This window comes from Neisseria macacae ATCC 33926 (assembly GCF_022749495.1).
GTDB lineage: Bacteria > Pseudomonadota > Gammaproteobacteria > Burkholderiales > Neisseriaceae > Neisseria > Neisseria macacae.
Genome location: NZ_CP094241.1, coordinates 2435253 through 2459817, shown reverse-complemented (window position 1 = coordinate 2459817; position 24565 = coordinate 2435253). Strand labels below are relative to the sequence as shown.

General features: G+C 48.1%; 22 protein-coding genes and 1 pseudogene. 14 read left to right on the top strand and 9 right to left on the bottom strand.

The genetic code is table 11. The annotated features are described in order from the left end of the window. Positions 1-71 precede the first annotated feature (71 nt). The 8 genes from penA to MON40_RS11720 all read left to right on the top strand — a co-directional run bounded on the left by penA (position 72) and on the right by MON40_RS11720 (position 9972). Positions 72-1820: a peptidoglycan D,D-transpeptidase PBP2 gene (gene penA / locus MON40_RS11755; protein WP_003776222.1), complete on the top strand. Its 1749-nt coding sequence runs from the start codon at positions 72-74 to the stop codon at positions 1818-1820. A gap of 24 nt (positions 1821-1844) precedes the next feature. Beyond that, positions 1845-3323, top strand: a complete 1479-nt coding sequence (locus MON40_RS11750; protein WP_003776224.1) for a UDP-N-acetylmuramoyl-L-alanyl-D-glutamate--2,6-diaminopimelate ligase — start codon at positions 1845-1847, stop codon at positions 3321-3323. Positions 3324-3406: 83 nt separating this feature from the next. Continuing rightward, positions 3407-3982, top strand: coding sequence for a hypothetical protein (locus tag MON40_RS11745; RefSeq protein ID WP_003776226.1), 576 nt, complete (start codon positions 3407-3409; stop codon positions 3980-3982). Between the two features lie 282 nt (positions 3983-4264). Further along, on the top strand, positions 4265-4786 hold the full coding sequence (locus MON40_RS11740) for a M23 family metallopeptidase (protein ID WP_039862711.1): 522 nt from the start codon (positions 4265-4267) through the stop codon (positions 4784-4786). Positions 4787-4810: 24 nt separating this feature from the next. Continuing rightward, a complete protein-coding gene (locus MON40_RS11735) occupies positions 4811-5695 on the top strand; it encodes a hypothetical protein (protein WP_003776229.1) in 885 nt (294 codons plus the stop codon). 40 nt (positions 5696-5735) lie between these two features. Further along, positions 5736-7103 (top strand): UDP-N-acetylmuramoyl-tripeptide--D-alanyl-D-alanine ligase, encoded by a 1368-nt coding sequence (locus tag MON40_RS11730; protein WP_003776230.1) that lies wholly within the window; start codon positions 5736-5738, stop codon positions 7101-7103. A 276-nt stretch (positions 7104-7379) separates the two neighbouring features. Continuing rightward, positions 7380-8462, top strand: coding sequence for a phospho-N-acetylmuramoyl-pentapeptide-transferase (gene mraY / locus MON40_RS11725; RefSeq protein ID WP_039862712.1), 1083 nt, complete (start codon positions 7380-7382; stop codon positions 8460-8462). Positions 8463-8679: 217 nt separating this feature from the next. After that, positions 8680-9972, top strand: coding sequence for a valine--pyruvate transaminase (locus MON40_RS11720; RefSeq protein WP_003776235.1), 1293 nt, complete (start codon positions 8680-8682; stop codon positions 9970-9972). Positions 9973-10085: 113 nt separating this feature from the next. Here the strand turns inward: MON40_RS11720 and MON40_RS11715 are convergent, their stop codons facing one another. From MON40_RS11715 to MON40_RS11700, 4 genes are read right to left on the bottom strand one after another with little or no spacing between them, the layout of a single operon-like run. After that, entirely contained in the window at positions 10086-10916 is an 831-nt protein-coding gene (locus MON40_RS11715; protein WP_003776236.1) for a DUF6602 domain-containing protein, read from the bottom strand. Then, positions 10909-11370: a M67 family metallopeptidase gene (locus tag MON40_RS11710; protein WP_242925917.1), complete on the bottom strand. Its 462-nt coding sequence runs from the start codon at positions 11368-11370 to the stop codon at positions 10909-10911. Before MON40_RS11710 ends, MON40_RS11715 begins: the two co-directional genes overlap by 8 nt. After that, on the bottom strand, positions 11370-12992 hold the full coding sequence (locus MON40_RS11705; protein ID WP_242925916.1) for a ThiF family adenylyltransferase: 1623 nt from the start codon (positions 12990-12992) through the stop codon (positions 11370-11372). The genes MON40_RS11710 and MON40_RS11705 overlap by 1 nt, the downstream gene beginning before the upstream one ends. A 1-nt stretch (position 12993) precedes the next feature. After that, entirely contained in the window at positions 12994-13926 is a 933-nt protein-coding gene (locus MON40_RS11700; protein WP_242925915.1) for a nucleotidyltransferase domain-containing protein, read from the bottom strand. A gap of 121 nt (positions 13927-14047) precedes the next feature. On the opposite strand from MON40_RS11700, the pseudogene MON40_RS13610 reads away from it, so the two are divergent. Further along, positions 14048-14303 (top strand): annotated as a pseudogene (locus MON40_RS13610) (integrase core domain-containing protein); the annotation flags it as partial. A 156-nt stretch (positions 14304-14459) separates the two neighbouring features. On the opposite strand, the gene mscL reads toward MON40_RS13610, so the two are convergent. The 3 genes from mscL to MON40_RS11685 form a co-directional block, all read right to left on the bottom strand. Continuing rightward, on the bottom strand, positions 14460-14900 hold the full coding sequence (gene mscL, locus MON40_RS11695) for a large conductance mechanosensitive channel protein MscL (RefSeq protein ID WP_003766815.1): 441 nt from the start codon (positions 14898-14900) through the stop codon (positions 14460-14462). A 282-nt stretch (positions 14901-15182) separates the two neighbouring features. Further along, positions 15183-15971, bottom strand: coding sequence for an enoyl-ACP reductase FabI (gene fabI, locus MON40_RS11690; protein WP_003766805.1), 789 nt, complete (start codon positions 15969-15971; stop codon positions 15183-15185). 179 nt (positions 15972-16150) lie between these two features. Beyond that, entirely contained in the window at positions 16151-17590 is a 1440-nt protein-coding gene (locus MON40_RS11685) for an MFS transporter (protein WP_003776243.1), read from the bottom strand. A 150-nt stretch (positions 17591-17740) separates the two neighbouring features. Between MON40_RS11685 and MON40_RS11680 the strand changes: the two genes are divergently transcribed. Beyond that, positions 17741-18562, top strand: coding sequence for a hypothetical protein (locus tag MON40_RS11680; protein ID WP_003776244.1), 822 nt, complete (start codon positions 17741-17743; stop codon positions 18560-18562). On the opposite strand, the gene MON40_RS11675 is transcribed toward MON40_RS11680, so the two are convergent. Continuing rightward, the gene (locus MON40_RS11675; RefSeq protein ID WP_003776246.1) at positions 18559-18801 is read right to left on the bottom strand and encodes a hypothetical protein; all 243 of its coding nucleotides are present in this window, start codon (positions 18799-18801) and stop codon (positions 18559-18561) included. The two genes, MON40_RS11680 and MON40_RS11675, sit on opposite strands and share 4 nt — an antisense overlap. Between MON40_RS11675 and MON40_RS11670 the strand changes: the two genes are divergently transcribed. Continuing rightward, entirely contained in the window at positions 18800-20359 is a 1560-nt protein-coding gene (locus MON40_RS11670) for a TerC family protein (protein ID WP_003776248.1), read from the top strand. The genes MON40_RS11675 and MON40_RS11670 overlap by 2 nt on opposite strands. A 209-nt stretch (positions 20360-20568) precedes the next feature. On the opposite strand, the gene MON40_RS11665 is transcribed toward MON40_RS11670, so the two are convergent. Then, positions 20569-21507 (bottom strand): LysR family transcriptional regulator, encoded by a 939-nt coding sequence (locus tag MON40_RS11665; RefSeq protein ID WP_003776250.1) that lies wholly within the window; start codon positions 21505-21507, stop codon positions 20569-20571. A 231-nt stretch (positions 21508-21738) separates the two neighbouring features. On the opposite strand from MON40_RS11665, the gene MON40_RS11660 reads away from it, so the two are divergent. The 3 genes from MON40_RS11660 to MON40_RS11650 all read left to right on the top strand — a co-directional run bounded on the left by MON40_RS11660 (position 21739) and on the right by MON40_RS11650 (position 24560). Then, positions 21739-22488 (top strand): Nif3-like dinuclear metal center hexameric protein, encoded by a 750-nt coding sequence (locus MON40_RS11660; RefSeq protein WP_003776253.1) that lies wholly within the window; start codon positions 21739-21741, stop codon positions 22486-22488. 122 nt (positions 22489-22610) lie between these two features. Further along, a complete protein-coding gene (gene petA, locus MON40_RS11655; RefSeq protein WP_003776255.1) occupies positions 22611-23192 on the top strand; it encodes a ubiquinol-cytochrome c reductase iron-sulfur subunit in 582 nt (193 codons plus the stop codon). Between the two features lie 18 nt (positions 23193-23210). Continuing rightward, positions 23211-24560, top strand: a complete 1350-nt coding sequence (locus MON40_RS11650) for a cytochrome b (protein WP_003776257.1) — start codon at positions 23211-23213, stop codon at positions 24558-24560. Positions 24561-24565 lie beyond the last annotated feature (5 nt).

The following is a 24565-nucleotide window of genomic DNA, read 5'->3' as shown; positions in this document are numbered from 1 at the left end:
TTATCCGGTACTGCAAATTGGTACCGTTAGATAAAGACACGGTTCGGGTGATTATGAATTGAGATGTTAAGATGTTGATTAAAAACGAATATAAACCGAGCATGCTGCCCAAGGCAGCCAAAGCTAAAAAACCCATCACCAGTGATGGGCGGATTTCTTTGGTGTTGTGGCTGATTGCGGCTGCGTTTGTCGGACTGCTGGCTCGCGGCATCTATTTGCAAACCACGCAGCATGAATTTTTGAAAAATCAGGGCGATCAGCGTTTTGTCCGTACCCTGACTTTACCTGCGTCGCGCGGCATGATTACGGACCGTAACGGCGCGACTTTGGCGTTGAGTGCACCGACTGAATCTTTGTATGCCATGCCTTCCGGTATGGAAGAAATGCCGACTGCCGAACAGATGGCTAAGTTGGCGGCTATTGTTGAGCTGCCTGTTGAGGCATTGCAGGAAAAATTGGCGAAAAAAGATAAAGATTTTATTTATCTGAAGCGTCAACTCAGCCAAGAAAAAGCGGAAGAAATTAAAGCTTTGGGCATTAAAGGCTTGGCATTCCAAAAAGAGCTGAAACGCCATTATCCGATGGGCAACCTGTTCGCACACGTTATCGGTTTCACCAATATCGACGGCAAAGGACAGGAAGGCTTGGAATTGTCGCGAGAAGACAGTCTGCATGGTGCGGACGGTGCGAAAGTGGTTTTGCGCGACAATAAAGGCAATATCGTCGATAGTTTGGATTCTCCGCGCAACAGCGATCCGAAAAACGGGCAGGACATGGTTTTGTCTTTGGATCAACGTATTCAAACACTTGCCTATGATGAGCTGAATAAAGCAGTGGCTTATCACAAAGCCAAAGCAGGTACGGTGGTAGTATTGGATGCGCAAACCGGCGAAATCTTGGCTTTAGTTAACAGCCCTGCCTATGATCCCAACCAACCAGGCAGCGCCGATAGCGAACAGCGCCGCAATCGAGCCGTTACCGATATGATTGAGCCGGGTTCTGCCATGAAGCCGTTTACGATTGCCAAAGCATTGGATTCCGGCAAAGTCGGTGTGGCTGATCGTTTTAACACCATGCCTTATAAAATCGGTCCCGCTACCGTGCGCGATACCCATGTGTATCCTACTTTGGATGTGCGCGGCATTATGCAAAAATCTTCCAACGTCGGTACCAGCAAACTGTCTGCAAAATTCACACCTAAAGAAATGTATGATTTTTATCATGATTTGGGTGTGGGCGTGCGGATGCACTCCGGTTTCCCAGGTGAGACGGCCGGTCTTTTGAGAAGCTGGCGCAGATGGCAGCCGATTGAACAGGCAACCATGTCTTTCGGTTACGGCTTGCAATTGAGCCTGCTGCAATTGGCGCGTGCTTATACCATGTTGACACACGACGGCGAATTGTTGCCGGTCAGCTTTGAGAAACAGGCGGTTGCGCCAAAAGGCAAACGCGTCATTAAAGCTTCGACCGCGCGTGAAGTTCGTGATTTGATGGTTTCTGTAACCGAGCCTGGCGGTACGGGTACAGCAGGTGCGGTAGATGGTTTCGACGTCGGCGCGAAAACCGGTACGGCGCGTAAGTTGGTCAACGGACGTTACGTTGATAACAAACACGTCGCAACTTTCATCGGTTTTGCCCCTGCCAAAAATCCCCGTGTGATTGTGGCGGTAACCATTGACGAACCGACTGCCAATGGTTACTACGGCGGCGTAGTGGCAGGTCCGGTCTTCAAACAAGTCATGGGCGGCAGCCTGAATATCTTGGGCGTTTCCCCCACCAAGCCTCTGACCAATGTTGCAGCCGTCAAAACACCGTCTTAATCCGAGTATCAACGAGATTATTTTATGTTCAGCAAGTTAACCCCTTTAGCTGAAACCAACATTCCGCCTCTGCTGTGTGCAAACTCAGCAGGGCGTTTGTTGCATTCAGACAGCCGTCAAATTAAACAAGGTGATATTTTCGTTGCCTGTCAGGGCGAATATACGGACGGCCGCAGTTATATCCCCGCAGCCATTGCCAACGGCGCGGCTTTCGTTTTTTGGGACGACGACGGCAAATTTGCGTGGAATCCCGAATGGGAAGTCCCCAATCAAGGCATCAAAGATTTGAAACACCGTGCCGGCATGTTGGCGGCGCAAGTTTACGGCAACGTTTCAGACGACCTCAAAGTCTGGGGTGTAACCGGTACCAACGGCAAAACCTCCATCACACAATGGCTGGCACAAGCCGCCGATTTATTGGGCGAAAAAACCGCCATTATCGGCACGGTCGGCAACGGCTTTTGGGGCACATTGGAAGAAACCACACATACCACCCCCGCCCCCGTCGATGTCCAAACCCTGCTCTACCGTTTCCGTCAACAGGGCGCAACAGCCGCCGCGATGGAAGTCTCCAGCCACGGCCTTGACCAATCGCGCGTCAACGGCGTGCCATTCCGCAGCGCAATCTTTACCAATCTCACCCGAGACCACCTCGACTACCACGGCACGATGGAAGCCTACGGCGCCATCAAGTCGCGCCTGTTTTACTGGCACGGCTTGAAACACGCCGTCATCAACGTAGATGACGAATATGGCGCAGAACTCGCAGGTCGTCTGAAAAAAGACTGTCCTGATTTGGCCGTTTACGGCTACGGCTTCAGCGAACACGCTGACATCCGCATTGTTCATTTCACTGCCTCTTCAGACGGCATGGAAGCCGTATTCCAAACCCCGTGGGGCGAAGGCCGCTGCCGTACCCGCCTGCTCGGACGGTTCAACGCGCAAAACCTCGCCGCCTGCATCGCCTTGCTTTGCGCCAACGGCTATCCGCTTAATAAAGTATTGGATGTGCTGGCAAAAATCCGTCCCGCCTCAGGCCGCATGGACTGCATCATGAACAGCGGCAAGCCCTTGGTTGTCGTCGATTACGCCCACACGCCCGATGCATTGGAAAAAGCACTCTCCACCTTGCAGGAAATCAAACCGCAGGGTGCGGCTTTGTGGTGCGTATTCGGTTGTGGCGGCAACCGCGACCGAGGCAAACGCCCGCTGATGGGCGCAGCAGCCGTACAGGGGGCGGATAAAGTCGTCGTAACCAGCGACAACCCGCGCTTGGAAAATCCGCGAGACATCATCAACGACATCCTGCCTGCCGTGCCCGCGCCCGAATGCGTCGAAGCCGACCGTGCCGCCGCCATCCGTTACGCAGTCGAACGCGCCGCGGCAAACGACATCATCCTGATTGCCGGTAAAGGACATGAAAACTATCAGGATGTACAAGGCGTGAAGTACCATTTCTCCGATTTTGAAATCGCAGAAAAAGCATTGGCAGAACTCAGGTAAAAATATTTTCCAGATAATTCCTTAAGGCCATTGGCAAATAGGAAATTACACATTACTCCATCTCACTTTTAATAGGCAAAAATATGCAACGTTATACTCCTTTATTCAATGCTTTACTTGCAGCCGTCCCTTACTTAACCCGTGAAGATTTACCAAAAGCTCCTCCGGCTGAAGATGAGGATTTGGTATGTCATTGGTTATTTAAGCATTTAGGTTGGTATCACGAATCAGGTGAATGGCATTATGCTGATCATCAATTTATGGAGTATATGGAGTGGAAAGAACCGCATTTAAAATTAGGGAAGTTTTATCCTATACAAAAGCTAGGCATTGAAATAGATGCGACAGGAATTGATGACGAAGTATGCAAACGTACATTAGCAGAATTTTGTGCTCACGAAGGTATTCCCGTGCCGGATGATCAAGGTGAATTGGAAGATCTTTTTGAGAGTGAAGAGATGGAAATGTTTGCAATGTTCAATGATAGTAACTATGTCTTAGAGGCTTACGATGCATTACTTAAGCCTCATGGGCTTCGGCTAATAGACATTGGTTATGCTGAAAATGCCTTCCTACTGATGGTCAAAGATGATGATGAGGCAGTGGGAAATGTAGAGCAGGCACTGATCGATTTAGGATATGTCGATATTGAAGAGTAATTTTTGAGTGTATACAGACAGAGTGGAGTCACCGTAGGGTAGAGAGGTTTTGCTGTACTTCGTATTCGACTTATCGATTCCACTATAAATTTGACAACAATGTAATCAATTTTCAGACGGCCCGGCAGCCTTAAGGTCGTCTGAAAACGTTTATCCCCCACAAAATAAAAGCAACACAACCCACGCATTACGGCACGTCAGCCATTAAACCCATCACAGTTGTTTCAGACGACCCTGATTTCAAATTTCAAAGGTCGTCTGAAAAACGAGGAGACCGATTTGATGCTGAAAATGCCGACAAAACCCCTTTTAATCAGTGCAGCCATGATTTTATTTGCGGGTTGTACCACCAAACAACTGCCGCGTCCGAACGCCGAAATTGCCGAACTGAGGACGAAAGAACCGCCGATGGCGCAAAGTCTGCCCAATCCTGTTAAAGGCAAACGTTTTGACGACACTTGGGGCGCAGCGCGCAGTCAGGGGCGCAGACATGAAGGTGTGGATATTTTCGCTAAGAAAAACACACCAATACGCAGCACGACGCCCGGTATCGTCACCAAAATCGGGCGCAACCGATTGGGTGGCAAAGTCATCGGCATCCAAGGGCCGGGCGCATGGCACTACTATGCCCACCTCAACAAATTCGCCAGCGTCCGCCTGTATGAACGCGTGAAAGAAGGACAGGTCATCGGCTATGTCGGTAAAACCGGCAATGCCAAAACCACGCCGGCCCATTTGCATTACGGCGTGTATCTGCCAAGCGGTGCGATTAATCCGTATCCATTGATTAATCAGGACAAATAGGTCGTCTGAAAAAAGAGTGAAGAGATGAACGCAAAAAAATTGGTCAAGGCAACGAACATCATCGGTATGGTAGCAGTGACACTGCTGGTGTACTGGGTGTTCGCGTTGATATTGATCCAAGTCTTCGGACTCAAGGTGTTCCGTGAACACATTACAGAAATTTTCCTGATGAGTATTTTGGGGATTTTGGCTGTGATGGGCGGTACGTTGATGTTGAACATCATGTTGAATCTGACCCGTATTGCCGAGCGCGGGCAGGAAGAAGAAGTCCGTGGCGGCAGGAAAACCGTATATCTGCTGTTGGCGGTATTTCCTATTTTGGCGGCGTTGCTGTTCGGCGGCAATTACCTGACTATTCGGCAAAAACGCGACATCTTAACCCAATCGTCGGAGCGCATCGTCAAAGACAATCCTGCTCAAATAGATGCCTTGACAGATTACCGTTTCGACTTGGCGTATATTAAAAAATCGTCAGAAATCCTTGATTTGATGGCTAAAGACGATTTGTCGTTCAAATCTGCCATGATTATCGTGCAGGATAAGATCGACAACAAACCGGTTTATCTGGCTTTTTCAGCCGATTCCCGCCTTAACGTGGGTGGCGAAGCTGTACCTGCCGCCAGTCAAAATGAAGCTGTACCTGCTGCCAATCAAAATGTAGAAGGTAATGATAATTTTGTCATGGATCGAAATGGTGAGAAAGTGATGGTCAAGAAAATGGACTATGTCTATTCTCCGAATTTGAAGGAGCGCGAATACCTGCAAAAAGTATTTGCCGGACAAACTCAGGAAATGCGCTATGAAGCGGAAGACGGTCATTACAGCCTCTGCCACCCTTACCGTAAAAACGGTAAAACCATCGTATTGTGTTTCTCCGATTATCAGGAGTACGGAAAAATTGGTAGCTGAGTGTTAAAAAACTGTCTGAAAAAAACAAACGAAAGAAACCATGAAACCATTAGACCTAAATTTCATCTGCCAAACCCTCAACCTTCCGACGCCGTCTGAAAACAAACCCGTTTCGCGCATCGTAACCGACAGCCGCGACATTCGCGCGGGCGATGTGTTTTTTGCTTTGGCGGGCGAGCGGTTTGACGCGCATGATTTTGTTAAAGACGTATTGGCTGCGGGTGCGGCGGCGGTTGTGGTTTCGCGCGAAGATTGCGCTGCAATGGACGGCGCGTTGAAAGTCGATGACACGCTTGCCGCGTTGCAAACGTTGGCGAAGGCGTGGCGCGGGAATGTGAACCCGTTTGTGTTCGGCATTACCGGTTCGGGCGGCAAGACGACGGTGAAGGAGATGCTGGCTGCGGTATTGCGCCGCCGTTTCGGCGATGATGCCGTGTTGGCGACGGCGGGCAACTTCAACAACCATATCGGGCTGCCGCTGACTTTGTTGAAATTAAACGAAAAACACCGTTATGCCGTGATCGAAATGGGCATGAACCATTTTGGCGAACTGGCGGTTTTGACGCAAATCGCCAAACCCGATGCCGCTTTGGTCAACAACGCCCTGCGCGCCCATGTCGGCTGCGGTTTTGACGGTACGCTCGATATTGCCAAGGCGAAAAGTGAGATTTATCAAGGCTTGGGCGAAGACAGATTGGCTTTGATTCCGTGCGAAGACGAACATGCCGCCGTGTTTCAGACGGCCTCCCAAAGTCATCAGCAGCGGACTTTCGGTGTCGATAGCGGCGATGTCCACGCGGAAAATATCGTGCTGAAACCTTTGTCGTGTGAATTTGATTTGGTGTGCAGCAACGAGCGCGCCGCCGTGGTGCTTCCTGTTCCCGGCCGCCACAATGTCCACAACGCCGCCGCTGCCACTGCGTTGGCTTTGGCTGCGGGTTTGAGTTTGGACGATGTGGCGGAAGGTTTGAAAGGCTTCAGTAACATCAAAGGTCGTCTGAACGTCAAAGCAGGTATCAAAGGCGCGACCCTGATTGACGATACTTACAACGCGAACCCCGACAGCATGAAAGCTGCGATTGACGTGTTGGCACGCATGCCTGCGCCGCGCATTTTTGTGATGGGCGATATGGGCGAACTGGGCGAGGACGAAGCCGCCGCCATGCACGCCGAAGTCGGCGCGTACGCCCGCGACCAAGGCATCGAAGCGGCTTATTTTGTCGGCGACAACAGCGTCGAAGCGGCGGAAACGTTTGGTGCGGACGGTTTGTGGTTCGCCGCCAAAGACCCGTTGATTCAAGTGTTGAGCCACGATTTGCCCGAACGCGCCACCGTATTGGTGAAAGGTTCGCGCTTTATGAAGATGGAAGAAGTGGTCGAGGCATTGACCGATAAAGAGGTCGTCTGAAAATGAAAAGCCTTATTGCTGATTGGTACGAAATTATCCGATTTGCGTGATTGAGAAAGACGCGAACGCTGCCACTCAATAATGCTTCCATCTCTCTAAACAACGGAAACGGGTTCGCTAGAAGCCTGCATAGAGAGTGAACTTCAGCAGGCGCTGACTGTCATAACCTGCTTGATAATCAACAAAGGTCGTCTGAAATTTTTTCAGACGACCCCAAAACCAAAATTTAAAACGGGCAATAAGCCCAATGTAACAACAAAAACAAAAGGAAGCCCCATGTTTTTATGGCTTGCACATTTCAGTAACTGGTTGACCGGTCTGAATGTCTTTCAATACACCACATTCCGCGCCGTCATGGCAGCTTTGACCGCTTTGGCGTTTTCCCTGCTGCTCGGTCCGTGGACCATCCGCAAACTGACGCAGTTGAAAGTCGGGCAGGCGGTACGCACCGACGGGCCGCAAACCCACCTCATCAAAAACGGTACGCCGACGATGGGCGGTTCGCTGATTCTGACCGCTATTACCGTATCCACGCTGTTGTGGGGCAACTGGGCAAACCCGTATATTTGGATTCTCTTGGGCGTATTGCTCGCCACGGGCGCGCTCGGGTTTTACGACGACTGGCGCAAAGTCGTCTATAAAGACCCCAACGGTGTTTCCGCCAAATTCAAAATGGTGTGGCAATCGAGCGTCGCCATTATTGCCGCGCTTGCCCTGTTCTTCCTTGCTGAAAACTCCTCCAACAACATCCTCATCGTCCCCTTCTTCAAACAAGTCGCCTTGCCGCTGGGCGTGCTCGGCTTCGTCGTCCTGACCTATCTGACCATCGTCGGCACTTCCAACGCCGTCAACCTGACTGACGGTCTTGACGGACTTGCTGCCTTCCCCGTCGTCCTCGTTGCCGCCGGCCTCGCCATCTTCGCCTACGCCAGCGGTCATGCCCAATTTGCCCAATACCTGCAACTGCCTTATGTCGCAGGCGCGAACGAAGTCGTGATTTTCTGTACCGCCATGTGCGGAGCGTGTCTCGGATTTTTGTGGTTCAACGCCTATCCCGCGCAAGTCTTCATGGGTGACGTCGGCGCGCTGGCTTTGGGTGCGGCACTCGGTACCGTTGCCGTCATCGTCCGCCAAGAGTTCGTCCTCGTCATTATGGGTGGATTATTTGTCGTTGAAGCCGTGTCCGTTATGCTTCAGGTCGGCTGGTATAAGAGAACCAAAAAACGCATCTTCCTGATGGCGCCCATCCATCATCACTACGAACAAAAAGGCTGGAAGGAAACCCAAGTCGTCGTCCGTTTCTGGATCATTACCATCGTCTTGGTGTTAATCGGATTGAGTACGCTGAAAATCCGCTAAATCTCTTTCCCTTTTCCGACGTTCACATTTTCAGACGACCTGATGAGATTCATCAGGTCGTCTGAATTTTTAAGAGGGCAGGGCAGATGAATTGCCGTCACATATTCTTGCGATGTTGGGACAATGGTGCGTCAAACCCGCCACATTCATTTTCAGACGACCCCTCACCATATCAAGCTGATATAATCCCCGCCAATCATATTTACACGGAGTCATCATGCAGTTCTCGGTATTCGGCGAAAAATTCACGCAACACAGCGGCATCCTGCAACTTATGGACGACCTCGGCGACGCGCTCAAAAGCGACAAGCCCGTCAACATGCTCGGCGGCGGTAATCCGGCGCGGATCTCCGAAGTCAACGCCGTGTTCGCCGACGTATTTTCCAAGCTGGCGGCGGAACACGCCGTCGAGAACATCGGCAACTACTCCAACCCCCAAGGCGATGCCGCGCTGATTGACGCGCTGACCGCCTTCCTCAACCGCGAATACGGCTGGAACCTGACTGCCGACAATATCGCGCTGACCAACGGTTCGCAGAACGCGTTTTTCTATCTTTTCAACCTCTTCGGCGGCAAATTCAAGGTTTCAGACGACCTTTCCGTAGAGAAAGCCATCCTGCTGCCGCTCGCGCCCGAATACATCGGCTATGCCGACGTGCATGTCGAAGGGCAGCACTTCGTTTCCGTCAAACCGAAAATCGAAGCTGTCGAACACGAAGGCGAAGCAGGCTTCTTCAAATACCGCGTGGACTTTGACGCGCTGGAAAGCCTGCCCGAACTCAAAGCGGGCAAAATCGGTGCGATTTGCTGTTCGCGCCCGACCAACCCGACCGGCAACGTGCTGACTGACGGAGAAATGGCGCGACTGGACGCTTTGGCGCAAGAACACGGCATTCCGCTGATTATCGACAACGCCTACGGAATGCCGTTCCCCAACATCATTTACAGCGACGTGACGCTGAATTGGCACGAAAACATCATCCTCTGCTTCAGCCTTTCCAAAGTCGGCCTGCCGGGCGTGCGTACCGGCATCATCGTCGCCGCGCCCGAAGTCGTCAAAGCCGTCAGCAGCCTGAACGCGATTGTGAACCTGTCGCCCACACGCTTCGGCGCAGCCATCGCAACGCCCCTGTTGCAGGACGGCCGTCTGAAACAGCTTTCAGACGACGTCATCCGGCCGTTTTACCGCAATCAGGCGCAAACCGCCGTCTCGCTGCTCAAGCGCGAGCTGGGCGCGTATCCGCTGAAAATCCACAAGCCCGAAGGCGCGATTTTCCTGTGGCTCTGGTTTGAAAACCTGCCCGTTTCATCGCAAACCCTGTACGAAATGCTCAAAGCCGAAGACACGCTGATTATTCCGGGCGAACATTTCTTCGTCGGCATCGACACGCAGGATTACCCGCACGCCCGCGAGTGCATCCGCATGAGCATCGCACAGGATGCGGAAACGCTGGAAAAAGGCATCGCCGCCATCGGCAGGGTGGTGCGCGGTTTGTACGACGCGGCGTAAACGGTAAAGTTGATAGTCATTAAGTTAAAAAGTTAGTGGATTTGGATTGAAGAGATTTTGTTTAAAACAATTTGTTATGAATAAAAAGGCTGATAATAATCAAGAAATTTAGTTTAAATTTCATTGTCAATTTTTTCACCGATCGTATCCATATATGCTTGTAAATCAATAGCAGGCACTGTTCCGATTGCTTGTTGCAAATAACGGGTTAATTGCATAAAGAAAGTGATTAATGAATTTTCAGGCTGACTAAATACTAATGATTGAAAAGTTCGATTGTGATAATAATCACAGATTCGTTTTCTAAAATCCGCTGTCTCATTGATATCTTCTTCCCCTTGATATTGCACAAAGAAGCTGCCGTAGTCCACAATACAGCCCAAATCAATTCCCTCTAAATCAGTTAAAGATTTGATATGTCTCTCAATGGTAGCATTATTACTGTGCGTAAAAGAATTAGTGGTGGTTAAAATCCCACCAATAATCTTTGTCAATGGGCGGGCAGGTAGCTTTTGTCCAGAATTAATCATGGATGTTGATGTACGGTCTAATCTTCTGACACTGGCAATTTTTTGACCTGCATACTGAACGTAATTAATATCACCTACATTTCCCTGAATATCAGGTTTAACTTCAAACACAGCGTAAACCCCTTCGGCTGGAATGTATTTAAAGCCATTTTGATTAAAAATAAATGGCGTAAACCAATTATCGTAAATGACAACATCGATTTGATCACTGGTATTCCCATGATAATCAATAACAATTGCCTTATCTACACTATAACGATTCGGTAAATAATTTTGCAACCATTCAATCCAAGCATTTTCTAAGGCATCGCCTTTTGACCCCGGATGATGAATAAATTCACGATTAGTACTTAATTGGCTTTGCATTTGCCCTTGCATGCCACGAAACAAGGCTGATAAATTAACATTATTCATAAACAACCAACCTACCGTTATCAAAAATAAAGAAATTAAAATCTAATAATTTATTGCTAGAAATACTCAAAATAAGCAGCACTGGATTATAGAGTTGAACTGTATCGCAAGAAACAATATCATTCATTGCTTGTAAATCTGTCAAACTATACCACGCTGATGCATTCGGATGGCTATGCCATTCACCTATATAATATAATCCAGTTTCTTGGAATATATTTTCAAAATTATGAATTTTTAAATTTAATTCACGCCTAAATTCCACAGATGAGCTGGTATATTTATCAACTAATAAAAAATCTTTAATATACAATCTAGTAAAATCATCAGCGTAACAACCTAAAAGAAATCCACCATATTCATTTGGATAATGATGAATTGTTATTCTTGTCATTTTTTCAACGAGTTGACGTTTAAAACATAATTGAAGGTTTTTATATTTTTTAACAATCATTAAAACCTCTCAACATTTAAATTGAGATTATCATCATATTGAATAGTAAAATGTTGATAATTATTCTCTTGAATCATTAGGTTAATTGTTCTTAATGATAGCTGAACCATAATAGCAATATCATTATAAGATGCTTTAAAAGTTGGATTCCAACAACCAATAGGATTATATAAATCTAAAGCATCATTCTCTAAAATTGTATCAAATTGATGCCTAATAAATCGGTAATGATTGGGTGAAATACCACATACTAATACTTTTGCATGATTGGTTATGGATAAATTAAATATAGTACTGGTTAAATCTAACTTATCTGTAAGATACATTAAATCATCATCAGTAGAACAATCAAATATATAGTCAAATTCTGAAAATTGCTCTGATAAAAAATTAAGATATTCTGATGACAAATCAAATTTGATACATTCTGTTGCAAAATGACGAATAGAGCTCAATTGAACAAAAGGAGAGATATGCCACAAAATACCTGCTAATTCATCTGTTTTATTGGCATAAGGTGGTATAAAATCATATTCCGAACGACAAATGTTCTCTGGTTCTTTAATATCATAATCGGCAATAGTAATATCTGTACAACCTCCACGCACAAGTGTCCTTGCAACTTGACTTCCAATTGCTCCTAATCCAATAATAAGCACTTTTTTATTAGTCAGATTTGGATGAAATGCACCTCTTCCAAAAAAATAATGATAGGATGAGTTTTTTGAAATAACCCAGTTTATTTGCTTGTCGCAAAGCTCATACATACCATTTTTATTTTTAAAGAATAAGTCTTTTAAATCAATCATGGTAACTTGCCAGTGAATATTTTTATTTTTTATATAATACCCAATAAAAATAGGTATAAATTCTTGTTGAATGGAAAAAGAAATTTTCCAAATCTCACTTAATATTTCTTGAGTCAATATGGATTTAAATTCTTGCCAATTTAAAAATGAAAATCTGTCATAAATAGCTGGTTTTTCAGCAATAAAGATATAAATTCCTAATAAATTATTTTCCTTGCTTGAGTAAAACGATGACCATTGGCAATTTTTATTGGTAATATTATGTGTAAAGGATTGCACTAAATAATTGTGCATATCCTTATCTTGATATTTTGATTTTGTTAAGTAAGTATTAGTAACAATGCCAATCTCATTTTGAGAAAATGATTTATCAACATCAGTAAACTGAAAGGAAAAATATGCTCCATTATAGCTATGATTTGGAGTAATTAGATGCTCATAATGCTCATCTTTTTCTTGATGAATAATATATTGAACAATCCATTTTTTGATTGCCTGGAAATCTTGCTGTAATTTTTTGTGAAAAGTAATGCAATGTTGATTATGAAAACAAATTGCATTGTTCAACATTACATGGCTAAATTGTTTATACTCATCATCTTTTAGATAAAAGCGAATAGACTCACTATCACTGATTTTTAATGGGTAGGCTTGATCAATGATAATATTAAAATCAATAGGTTTATCTAATTCTTCAAAATCAAAAGTAATGTCAAAACTTACCTGCTCTTGTGAAAAATGAAGAGCAGATAAATTTTGAATGTACGGAATGGATTGAATAGCTTGCTCTAATTCAATTTGCGAAAATTTCATATCAACCAAATCTCTGTGAAACTGGTGGTGTTGAAATTAAAACTGAACTTTTAAGACCATAAGCCTTATTCTCATCTTTATTATCTTCGGCAAATTTTTCATTTAATGGAAGATAAAACTCTATTTGCTTCTCATTTGATTCAATTTGTTCTAACATAGATTTTAATCTGAAAACCAACATATTTTTCTCAATATCATCTAGCGATAATGCCAAATCGTTATTATTGTTGCCAGGGTCTTTGAGTGTAAAATTTTCGCTTTGAACATTATCAATAATATAATTTAAAACGGTTTTAAATTGTTCCCATAAGTTACCCTGTGGAGATGATTTTTCATAAGCCTTAATTACCAATAGTTCAATAAAAAAAGACTTGTATTTATATTGATGACAAGCTTTCCATATTTTTAGCAAGCGAATAACTTTTCTTTCATTTTCTTTGGCTTTAATGTGTTCAATTTGAGCATGAATATTGGTTTTAAGATATCCATCACTTTGTGTTTTATGTAAATTTAAGTTTTTTTCTAATGGAAATGAATCTTGACTTGTCTCTCTTGCAGGGACAACATCAATATTAATTTCATCTTCTTCATTAAAAGTCAAACCAATCGAAACACCTTGTTTTTTAATGGTCGTTTCATGCTGATATTTTTCAGTTAATTTTTCAAAAACATCTTCAAACATGTCTTCTAATGTTGAAAAAGCATTGCGTTTAAATGGTACGACCAAATCCAAATCAAATTTGGTATTGATAGCTGTGTGCTTTTTATATGAACCTGAATTAAATGGCTCATAAATGTGACTGCCGTATTGTTTATTTAGAAATAGCTTAATTGCATTTCGTTTGGTGCGATATGTATTGATTAGCTCTTCAATATGTTTCATCCTGTAACTTTCCAGAACAGAATTTAAGTAATCGCTTTTGTAGTCAGCCATAGTCAATCTCCATAAATTTTTTAGTACATAACGGATGGGGTTATGATGCACTCAGAATAGTTTTGTTTTTGCTATATTGGATCGTGCCTATGGGATTTCAAGCCTGAGGCGATTTCTACCCTGTAGGAAGGGACAACATCGATCAAAGTTTACTCGCATTGCCCGGTCGCAGACCAACGGCAAGGCGGAGTGTGTGAACCGCATCTTGATAGAAATATAACATAAACATAATAGTTTCTGTTTAGGGATTTGGAACACTAGCAAAAGGAGTTGTGCCACTTTGTGAATTTTTATAATAAGGTGAAGCCGCATAAGACTTGAAAGGTGATACACCTTTTGAGGTTTTACAGGCTTATTTTTCTCAAACTATTGTGTAAACAACGAGGTGATTTCTTGCACATAAATATCTTGATGGGAATTTATGGGATTCTAGGGAATTTTGCAAAGGTCTTAGAAAAGAAATGGATACAAAAAGGTCGTCTGAAACCAAACATTCGGTTTCAGACGACCTTTTATTTCAAATCTTCAAAAGATTATTTTTTGTTCAGAGAGTCGCGGATTTCGCGCAACAGCAATACTTCTTCGCTAGGCTCTGCAGGTGCTTCTTCAACAGGCGCTTCGGCTTTTTTCATGGAGTTCAATGCTTTGATAACGGCAAAAATCGCAGCAGCAATGATCAGGAAGCTGATAACGGAGTTGATGAACAGGCCGAGGTTCAGGGTGACGGCACCGGCTGCCTGGGCTGCCGCCAAGTTGGCATAGCCTTCTGCGGGCGCTTGCGCACCGTTTTTCAGGGTGATGAACAGGTTGGAGAAGTCAACGCCGCCGATCAACAGACCGATAGGGGGCATGATTACGTCGTCAACCAAAGATTTAACGATGCCGCTGAACGCAGTACCGACGACCATACCGACTGCCAAGTCGATAACGTTGCCGCGCATAATAAACTGTTTGAATTCTGAAGCAATAGACATAAATGTCCTCCTGTATGTTTGTGGATAATAAAGTGAAATTTTTAAAAAAGTGCGTCCGAAGTGACGGACGGGCTTTTTCAAACCGGCAGGCATGGTATCGTTTTATTCGTTAAATAAAATTCAGAAAAGTTAAAATTTGTTTTTATGACAAAATTCCCGAAATATGCCGCCTTTTATACGAAAAAAGAACCGCCTGAAATAGCCGGTGTACCTTTTTTACACCACTTATTCAGACGGTTTTTTGTGTAATAAGTTGTCTTTTCTACAAAATATTACAAATCATTACGCCTCTTCGTCGTTCAGGGCGTTGATGCTGTAACCGCCGTCAACGTAAGTGATTTCGCCGGTAATGCCTGAAGAGAGTTCGGAGAGCAGGAAGGCGGCGGTATTGCCGACTTCATCAATGGTTACGTTGCGGCCGAGCGGGTTGTGGGAAGCGACGTGTCCCAAAAGTTTGCTGAAATCGGCAATGCCGGAGGCTGCGAGGGTTTTAATCGGGCCGGCGGAAATGCCGTTGCAGCGGATGCCTTCCTTGCCCAAGCAGGCGGCGGTAAAGCGGATGCCTGCTTCGAGGCTGGCTTTGGCCATGCCCATGACGTTGTAGTTCGGAATCGCACGAACCGCGCCCAAGTAGCTCAGGGCGACGATGGCGGAGTTTCTGCCGCGCATCATCGGACGGGCGGCTTTTGCCAATGCGGGCAGGCTGTATGCGGAAATTTCGTGTGCGGTATTAAACGCTTCGCGGCTGATGCTGTCGAGGAAGTCGCCGCTCAAGGCTTCTTTCGGTGCGAAGCCGATGGAGTGGACGAGGCCGTCCAAGCCGTCCCAATGTTTGCCCAAATCGGCGAAAACTTGGTTGATTTCTTCGTCGCTGGCGACATCGCAGCGGAATACGAGTTCGGAACCCAATTCGGCGGCCATTTTGCGGACGCGCTCTTCCAGTTTGTCAACAACGTAGGTGAACGCCAAATCCGCGCCTTGTTCGCGGCAGGCTTTGGCAATGCCGTAAGCGATGGAACGCTCGGAAATCATGCCGGTGATCAGGATTTTTTTACCTTGCAGAAAACCCATTTTTTGTCCTTTAAAGTGTGGTATTGCGGTTTGATGAAACTGGGCATTATAGCAAACTGGGGCGGTTTCGGTATAGAAAACAAGAGATAACCTGTCGTCCTGACGTTTTTTGCATTTTTTCAGACGACCTCTTTGTGCTGTTTGCGGCTTCTTTCAAATGCCCGTTTAGTACCTTATGTTCAAACTTGTTGGTCTGGTTCGTGGCGCTTCAGGCGCATGGCGAAAAACACCATCACCGCGCCCAACACCAACGCGCTACCCATCGCCAAATGGATGCCGTCGAGCATGGCTTGTTGCGGCGAGGCGGCGGAAGACAGTTTCTCGCCGATATTGGTCGCGCCGACGAAAAATGCCGCGCCAATCGCGCCGGCAATCGGGTTGATGGTGGTCAGAATCGCCGCGCCGTGGGGATTGAGTTTTTTCGGCAGCGCGTTCAAGCCGTGGGTTTCGCCCGTTACGCAGGCGGACACGGACACCGCCATCAGCGTGAACATGGCGGTCAGCATCATGACTTGCGTGTCAATCCGCAAAAACAGCCACAACACCGCCAGCGACACTGTCAACATCACCGTGGCGGGCAACACGACAAACCGTCCGCCCTTCTTGTCCAGCAGTTTGCCGAACAAAGGCGCGGCAACCGCTTGGGCGATACTCGCGGGCATCAGAATCAGCCCCGTCGCCGTACCCGTCAGCATCAGTACCTGCTGCGTGTACATCGGCATCATCAGTTCCAAGCCTAAAAACAGGAACACTGCGCCCGCCAGAATCACGACGCAGTGGCGGAACTGCCTATACTCAAACGCCCGAAGGTTCAGCAGCGGTGTCGCCAAGCGGGACTGGCGGTATGCGAACCAGCCCACCAGCGCGACGGAAGTTGCAAACAGCAGGATAAATTCCGCCAGCGGCAGACGGGCGAAATTACTGCTCGCATACACCAGCCCGCCCAAGCCCGCAATCGACAGCACGGCAGACAAAATATCAATCTTCGGACGGCTGATGGTACTCAAATTGACCGTCAGATACTTGCCCACCAACACCATCGCCGCCAGCATAAACGGCGCGGTAAAGCCGAACAGCACACGCCAATGCGTGTGGTCGATGATGATGCCCGACAGCGTCGGCCCCATCGCAGGCGCGGCGGTGAACATCATGGTAATCACACCCATCGCCGTTCCGCGTTTGTTCGGAGGGTAAATCGACAAAATGCCGTTAAACAGGAGCGGCACGAAAAACGCGGCAGACACCGCCTGCACCATCCGCCCCGCGACCAGAATCCCGAAAGTCGGCGCAAACGCGCAAATCAGCGAACCCGCCAGAAACGTCGCCTGCGTAAACAACACCATCTTGCGCGTTTCAAACCATTGAATCACGCCCGCCGTAATCGGCGTGAACGCGCCCATCACCAGCAAAAAGCCCGTCGTCAGCCATTGGACAGTGGTCTTGTCGACCCCAAAATCCTTCATAATCGGCGTGAGCGCAACATTTAAAAGCGTGTCGTTGAGATAGCCGAAAAACGCGCCGATAAATAGCGTCGCTACAACGGTTTTGGCAGGAAAGTCGGGATTGTCGGCGTGGTATTCGTGAGCCGTATCGTCTGTGTCAATATCGGAAGTATGCATAGCATCATATTGAAATATTTGAGAAACGCGGATTTTAACATGGGATATGTAAAAAAATGTTTATTTGGTTTTCCGCAAAACTTTTATATTCCGATATAATGACGTCTTCAAAAAATCATATTTCAAATAATTACGTTACGGACAAACATTATGGAAAATACTCAACATGTTTCGCGATGGCGTTTCGCCGTGAAAAGCGCCTCGCTGCATCTGCTTGTCAGTCTGGTTCTGGCGGGCTTGGCGGCGCTGCTTGTTTTTGAAGTCTGGTATCCCTTTCCCTATGCCGAACTGACCGGCGGTTTGGATTTGTATAAGTTGGTTGTATCGGTGGATATCGTGTGCGGTCCGCTGTTGACCCTGATTCTTGCCAGCCCCAAGAAAAAAATGCGCGAGCGCGTGGTCGATTTTTCCTTAATCGGCGCGATCCAGCTTGCCGCTTTGATTTACGGGTTGTACAGCGTATCCCTTGCCCGTCCTGTTGCCGCAGCTTTTGAGCGCGACCGTATCAATATTGTGACTGCCGCCGAAATCGATAAGGCGGATTTGGCAAAAGCCAAAGATGGCTTCAAAACCCTGCCTTGGTTCGGTATAGAGCGCGTAGGCGTACGCGAGGCTGCCAATGTCGATGAAGGCAATGAAAGCCTGAGTTTGTCGCTGAAGGGTATCGAGCCGAGTATGCGGCCGAATTGGTGGCTGCCCGACGGCCCTGCCGAGCGCGAAAAAATCCGCCGCGTGATGAAGCCGTTGTCCGAATTGGCTGCCGCCCGCAATATGTCTGAAGCGGATATCGTCAAATCAGCCAAAGTATCTGCCTCCGGAAAGCCTTTGTTCTTCCTGCCCCTGACCAGCGGGCGCACGAAAGATTGGGTAGTCATCATGGATGAAAACGCAGATTTTGTGGGTTATGCGCCGATAGACGGTTTTATGACGAATAAAGCCGCGGAGACCAAAACTAAAGAGCAGGTTATTTAAGCGGTTTGGCAGGTCGTCTGAAAACGCAAATTCCAGTTTTCAGACGACCTTTTGCCATCCGCCTTCCAAACTGCTAAACTATTTACATTATTTTTACTTGAGACATACGCACACATGAAAGACCCAGAGCAGAGCAGCATGACCGCCCGCCGTTTTTCGTGCGTATCGATATGAATCAGGCAGCTTGAGCGTTTCAGGCTGCCTTTTCGCGTTTGAACATAAAGGAATACAAAAATCATGGATTTCAGTTGGTTGGCAGAGCCGCATACTTGGATAGGCTTTGCCACGCTTCTGGTACTCGAAGTCGTCTTGGGGATAGACAACCTCGTTTTCGTCGCCATTTTGGCGAACAAAGTCAAACCCGCCCAACGAGACCGCGCGCGTATTACCGGTCTGGGGCTTGCGGTCGTTATCCGCATCATCATGCTCGGCTTCATGGCACACATCATGACCCTGACGCGCCCGCTGTTCCACATCAGCGGGTTGGACGTTTCCGGCAAAGACATGATTATGCTCGCGGGCGGTATCTTCCTGCTCTACAAAGCCACCACCGAACTGCACGAACGCCTCGAAGGGCATAACCAGTTTGCCGTTGCCGACAGTCAGAAAAAACACGCGCGATTTTGGAGCGTGGTTGCCCAAATCCTGATTCTTGATGCGGTATTTTCCATCGATTCAGTCATCACTGCCGTCGCCATGGTCGATCACATCGTCGTCGCCATGGGCGCCGTTGCCGTTGCCATGACCGTCATGATTTCCGCCAGCAAACCGCTGACCGAGTTTGTGGACAGGCATCCTACCGTCGTCATGCTTTGCTTGGGTTTCCTGCTGATGATCGGTTTCAGCCTCATTGCCGAAGCCTTCCATTTTCACATTCCGAAAGGCTACCTCTACGCCGCTATCGGCTTCTCCATCCTGATTGAAGCGTTCAACCAAATTTCGCAGCGCAACAGCCGAAAAAACGACTACATCAGCAGCTCGTGGCGCAAACGCACCGCCGAGAACGTCTTGGGCATGATGGGCATACGCGAAAGCGTACTTGCCAAAGCGGGCGATGAAGCAGAGGATGATGGGCATTTCGAAGAAAACGAAAAATCCATGATACGCAGCGTCCTTACGCTTGCCGAACGCCCTATCCTCGGCGTGATGATTCCGCGTCGCGACATTGAGCGTTTGGACATCTCTCAAAGCCGTGAAGAGCAACATGCCCAACTGCAAAACACCCCGTACAGCCGCCTGCTTGTCGTCGGTAAAGCCGGAGTGGATGAACCGTTGGGCTACATCAACAAAAAAGACCTGCTCGCCCAACTGCTCGAAACCGGCGAACTCAATATCCAAGCCGTCCTGCGCCAGCCGCTTGTCCTGCCGGACAGTACGACCGCGTTGGGTGCGATTGAACTGTTCCGCCAAAGCAGCGCGGATTATGCTTTGGTAGTCGATGAATTCGGCGCAGTTTTGGGCATGGTTACCATGAAAGACCTGCTGGAAACCATCGCCGGCGAATTCCCCGAAGAGTTTGAGCGCCAAGAAGAACCCGCCGTTCAAGAAAACGCCGATGAAAGCCTGACTGTGGACGGTTCGCTCGAATACGTCGAACTCGCGCCGCAACTCAACCTCCCGCCGCAGGAAGAAGATGCCGACTTCCACACTGTCGCCGGACTGATTATGGAAGAGCTGCAAAGCATTCCCGATGTCGGCGATTTTGCCGACTTCCACGGCTGGCGTTTCCAAGTCGTTGAAAAAGACGGTCAACGCATTGAGCGGGTAAAAATTATCAGGCTGCCTGAAGAAGGATAATCAAATTATCATTGTGAAATAAAAAGGTCGTCTGAAAACCTGAGATTTGGGTTTTCAGACGATCTTTTGATATTGAAGTCGGATTGATTTGATACTGTATAGTGGATTAAATTTATAGTGGATTAACTTTAAACCAGTACGGCAAGGCGAGGTAACGCCGTACTGGTTTAAAGTTAATCCACTATATAACACCGTGTTTCAAGAAAACATCAATCGTGCCCGTGCATTTTCAGTTCGCTCAAGCCGGGGAGGTCGGCGAAGCTGCGTTCGCGGACGATTTGGCAGAAGTTGTCGAGATAGCTTTTGTCGGCGTCTTCGGTGCGTGTGGCGGCGTAGAGTTCGCTTTGCAGGCCGTTGGCGGTGATTTGGCGGTGGACGACGTAGCCTTTTTCGAGATAGGGCATCACGGTCCAGTAGGGCAGGGCGGCGATGCCGCGTTTGCTGGCGACGAGTTGGATGATGGCGATGGTCAGTTCACTGCGGCGGCGCGGTGGGTTGATGCCTTTGGGTAACAATATTTTTTTGGGCAGGTCGAGCATTTCGTCGGGAACGGGATAGGTAATGAGGGTTTCGCCGATGAAGTCTTCTGCCTCCCAAACGGTTTTGGCGGCAAGCGGGTGGTCTTGGGCGCAGATGCCGACCATTTCGTAGGCGAACAGGGGGCGGAAGCTGATGCCGTTTTGTTTTTCGGCTTCGGATACGATGGCGAGATCGGCGCGGTGTTGCAGCAGGAGTCCGACGGGATCTGCCTGAAAGCCGGAAACGATGTCCAATTCGACTTGCGGCCACATGGGGCGGAATTCGCCCATCGCGGGCATGAGCCAGTCGAAACAGGTGTGGCATTCGACAGCTAGCCGCAATTCGCCTGCTTCGCCTTCGATGATGCGGGCGAGGTCGCGCTCGGCGGCGGAAACTTGCGGGAGGAGTTCGCGTGCGAGCCTCAACAGGCGTTCGCCGGCGGGTGTAAAACGCAAGGGCGTGGATTTGCGCTCAAACAGGGGGGTGTCGTAATAGTTTTCAAGCGCGCGGATTTGGTGCGAAAGGGCAGATTGGGTCAGGAAGACGCGCTTGGCGGCAAGGGATACGCTGCCGGTTTCTTCGAGTGCCAGCAGGGTTTTGAGATGGCGCAGTTCGATGATGGAATCCATTGGTTTTCACGCTTTCAGACGACCTTTTGAAACGGGCAATATTAAAATATTTCATGCCGGGGTGTAAATGCGGGCGCGTGTCGAACGGCGTGGGGATTGGGGCGCGTCAGGGTTTGCGGTTAGAATGTGCGTCCGATTTTGTATGAATGCGGTGAATTGATTTGAAACAGGGATGGCGTTGCTTCGCTTTGTCCTGTGAAATTCAATCCGCTATGTGTTGAAAGGAATGATATGGCGAAACGCAATGATATTTTGGCGTGGTGCGATGAGGTGTTGCAGGTCGGCATGTTCAAAGACTATGCGCCCAACGGTTTGCAGGTCGAGGGCAGGGCAGAAGTCGGCAAAATAGCGACATCGGTAACGGCAAGCAAGGCGGCGGTCGATTTTGCTGCGGAGCAGGGCGCGGACATGCTTTTGGTGCATCACGGGATGTTTTGGAAAAGCGAGCCGGTAACGATTACGGGCTGGAAAAAAGCGCGCATCGAAACATTATTGCAACACCAAATCAATATGGCGGGCTACCACCTGCCGCTGGATGCACACCCTGTGTTGGGCAACAACGCGCAGCTTGCAGATAAGTTGGGTTGGGAAGTCGAAAGGCAGTTCGGCGAACAGAACCTGTTGAATATAGGTCGTCTGAAAACGCCTCAGACTTTGGCTGAATGGTTGCAACACATTGCTGCAGCGTTGGGACGGCAGCCCGTAGCCGTCGGCGATATGTCTCGCGAAATCAAACGTATCGCATGGTGTACCGGCGGTGCGCAAGGATTTTTTCAGACGACCATAGACGAAGGTGTCGATGCTTATTTGACCGGAGAAATCTCGGAAGCCCAGTTTCACCTTGCCAATGAAACAGGCGTTGCGTTTGTCAGCGCGGGACACCATGCGACGGAACGTTACGGCATCCGCGCCCTGGGCGAAGCCGTGGCACAGCATTTTGAGTTGGAAGTCTGTCATTTCGACGAAGATAATCCCGCTTAAGCCTTGATAATCGTCATGAAAATTTACCTTAATTTAAATAATGCTTTGAGTATCACGGTAAACTAGGTAGAATTACATCGTTTAATGGCTCGGTATTCCCAAAATTTTAGGACGACTGAATAATGGATAATCAAGAAATCAATAGCGGTCGCCGCCGCTTTCTGACGCTGGCTACGTGCGGCGCGGGCGGTGTGGCGGCTTTGGGCGTAGCTACGCCTTTCGTGGCAAGCTTTTTCCCGTCGGAAAAAGCCAAGGCCGCAGGTGCTCCCGTCGAAATAGATGTCAGCAAAATCGAATCCGGACAAATGTTGACTGCCGAATGGCAAGGTAAACCGATTTGGGTGGTTAACCGTACCGATCAGCAGCTCAAAGACCTGAAAAGTTTGAACGGCGCGGTTGCCGACCCTAATTCCGATGCGGATCAACAGCCCGAATATGCTAAAAACGAGACCCGTTCGATTAAGCCGAACATCCTTGTAGCCATCGGTATCTGTACCCACTTGGGCTGTTCGCCGACCTACCGTCCCGACGTTGCCCCCGCGGATTTGGGTGCAGACTGGAAAGGCGGTTTCTTCTGCCCTTGCCACGGTTCGAAATTCGACATGGCAGGTCGCGTATATAAAGGTGTTCCTGCACCGACCAACCTGGTTGTTCCGCCCTACAAATATCTGAGCGATACGACAGTCTTGGTAGGCGAAGACTAAAAATAAGGAACGATAATTATGGCAAACCAAACCAATAGCAAAGCAAAAGCATTGTTAGACTGGACGGACGCTCGTTTCCCTCTGTCTAAAATGTGGAATGAGCATTTAGCTCAATACTACGCGCCGAAGAACTTCAACTTCTGGTACTACTTCGGCTCTTTGGCTCTGCTCGTCCTCGTGATTCAAATCGTCAGCGGTATCTTTCTGACCATGAACTACAAACCGGACGGCAACCTGAATGCCTATCACCTGCCTGCTGCCTTTACCGCAGTAGAGTACATCATGCGCGACGTGTCCGGCGGCTGGATTATCCGCTATATGCACTCCACAGGCGCATCTTTCTTCTTCATTGTCGTATACCTGCACATGTTCCGCGGCCTGATTTACGGCTCGTACAAAAAACCGCGCGAATTGGTGTGGATTTTCGGTTCCCTGATTTTCTTGGCATTGATGGCCGAAGCCTTTATGGGTTATCTGCTGCCTTGGGGTCAAATGTCCTTCTGGGGCGCGCAGGTGATTATTAACCTGTTCTCTGCCATCCCTGTTATCGGTCCTGATTTATCCACTTGGATTCGCGGCGACTTCAATGTTTCTGACGTTACCCTGAACCGCTTCTTCGCACTGCACGTTATTGCCGTACCGCTGGTGTTGCTCGGTTTGGTCGTGGCACACATCATCGCCCTGCACGAAGTGGGTTCGAACAACCCTGACGGCGTGGAAATCAAGAAACTCAAAGATGAAAACGGCGTTCCGCTCGATGGCATTCCTTTCCATCCGTACTACACCGTCAAAGACATCTTGGGCGTTGTCGTATTCCTGATTGTTTTCTGCTCCGTATTGTTCTTCGCCCCCGAAGGCGGCGGCTACTTCCTTGAAGCCCCGAACTTTGATGCGGCAAACGCGCTGAAAACACCGCCGCACATTGCACCGGTATGGTATTTCACCCCGTTCTACGCCATTTTGCGTGCGATTCCTTCATTCCTCGGTACTCAGGTTTGGGGTGTAATCGGTATGGGCGCGGCAGTTGTCCTGATTGCCCTGTTGCCTTGGTTGGATAAAGGTGAAGTGAAATCCGTCCGCTATCGCGGCCCAATCTTCAAAACTGCGTTGGTTCTGTTCATCATTGCCTTTATCGGTTTGGGTATTTTGGGTGCGATGGTAGCAACCGATACCCGTACTTTGGTTGCTCGCATTCTGTCCGTCGTCTATTTTGCATTCTTCCTGGGTATGCCGTTCTATACCAAACTGGATACAAACAAACCGGTTCCGGAACGCGTAACCATGAGCACCACTAAACAAAAAATCATGTTCTTTGTTTATGTCGGTATTACCGCAGTGGGTGCTTACCTGTTTGCAACCAATATCTGATGAGG

Excerpts from the sequence above, each read along its gene's own strand:
- penA (WP_003776222.1), top strand. The coding sequence starts at position 72 with ATGTTGATTAAAAACGAATATAAACCGAGCATGCTGCCCAAGGCAGCC.
- MON40_RS11750 (WP_003776224.1), top strand. The coding sequence starts at position 1,845 with ATGTTCAGCAAGTTAACCCCTTTAGCTGAAACCAACATTCCGCCTCTG.
- MON40_RS11745 (WP_003776226.1), top strand. The coding sequence starts at position 3,407 with ATGCAACGTTATACTCCTTTATTCAATGCTTTACTTGCAGCCGTCCCT.
- MON40_RS11740 (WP_039862711.1), top strand. The coding sequence starts at position 4,265 with ATGCTGAAAATGCCGACAAAACCCCTTTTAATCAGTGCAGCCATGATT.
- MON40_RS11735 (WP_003776229.1), top strand. The coding sequence starts at position 4,811 with ATGAACGCAAAAAAATTGGTCAAGGCAACGAACATCATCGGTATGGTA.
- MON40_RS11730 (WP_003776230.1), top strand. The coding sequence starts at position 5,736 with ATGAAACCATTAGACCTAAATTTCATCTGCCAAACCCTCAACCTTCCG.
- mraY (WP_039862712.1), top strand. The coding sequence starts at position 7,380 with ATGTTTTTATGGCTTGCACATTTCAGTAACTGGTTGACCGGTCTGAAT.
- MON40_RS11720 (WP_003776235.1), top strand. The coding sequence starts at position 8,680 with ATGCAGTTCTCGGTATTCGGCGAAAAATTCACGCAACACAGCGGCATC.
- MON40_RS11715 (WP_003776236.1), bottom strand. The coding sequence starts at position 10,916 with ATGAATAATGTTAATTTATCAGCCTTGTTTCGTGGCATGCAAGGGCAA.
- MON40_RS11710 (WP_242925917.1), bottom strand. The coding sequence starts at position 11,370 with ATGATTGTTAAAAAATATAAAAACCTTCAATTATGTTTTAAACGTCAA.
- MON40_RS11705 (WP_242925916.1), bottom strand. The coding sequence starts at position 12,992 with ATGAAATTTTCGCAAATTGAATTAGAGCAAGCTATTCAATCCATTCCG.
- MON40_RS11700 (WP_242925915.1), bottom strand. The coding sequence starts at position 13,926 with ATGGCTGACTACAAAAGCGATTACTTAAATTCTGTTCTGGAAAGTTAC.
- mscL (WP_003766815.1), bottom strand. The coding sequence starts at position 14,900 with ATGTCTATTGCTTCAGAATTCAAACAGTTTATTATGCGCGGCAACGTT.
- fabI (WP_003766805.1), bottom strand. The coding sequence starts at position 15,971 with ATGGGTTTTCTGCAAGGTAAAAAAATCCTGATCACCGGCATGATTTCC.
- MON40_RS11685 (WP_003776243.1), bottom strand. The coding sequence starts at position 17,590 with ATGCATACTTCCGATATTGACACAGACGATACGGCTCACGAATACCAC.
- MON40_RS11680 (WP_003776244.1), top strand. The coding sequence starts at position 17,741 with ATGGAAAATACTCAACATGTTTCGCGATGGCGTTTCGCCGTGAAAAGC.
- MON40_RS11670 (WP_003776248.1), top strand. The coding sequence starts at position 18,800 with ATGGATTTCAGTTGGTTGGCAGAGCCGCATACTTGGATAGGCTTTGCC.
- MON40_RS11675 (WP_003776246.1), bottom strand. The coding sequence starts at position 18,801 with ATGATTTTTGTATTCCTTTATGTTCAAACGCGAAAAGGCAGCCTGAAA.
- MON40_RS11665 (WP_003776250.1), bottom strand. The coding sequence starts at position 21,507 with ATGGATTCCATCATCGAACTGCGCCATCTCAAAACCCTGCTGGCACTC.
- MON40_RS11660 (WP_003776253.1), top strand. The coding sequence starts at position 21,739 with ATGGCGAAACGCAATGATATTTTGGCGTGGTGCGATGAGGTGTTGCAG.
- petA (WP_003776255.1), top strand. The coding sequence starts at position 22,611 with ATGGATAATCAAGAAATCAATAGCGGTCGCCGCCGCTTTCTGACGCTG.
- MON40_RS11650 (WP_003776257.1), top strand. The coding sequence starts at position 23,211 with ATGGCAAACCAAACCAATAGCAAAGCAAAAGCATTGTTAGACTGGACG.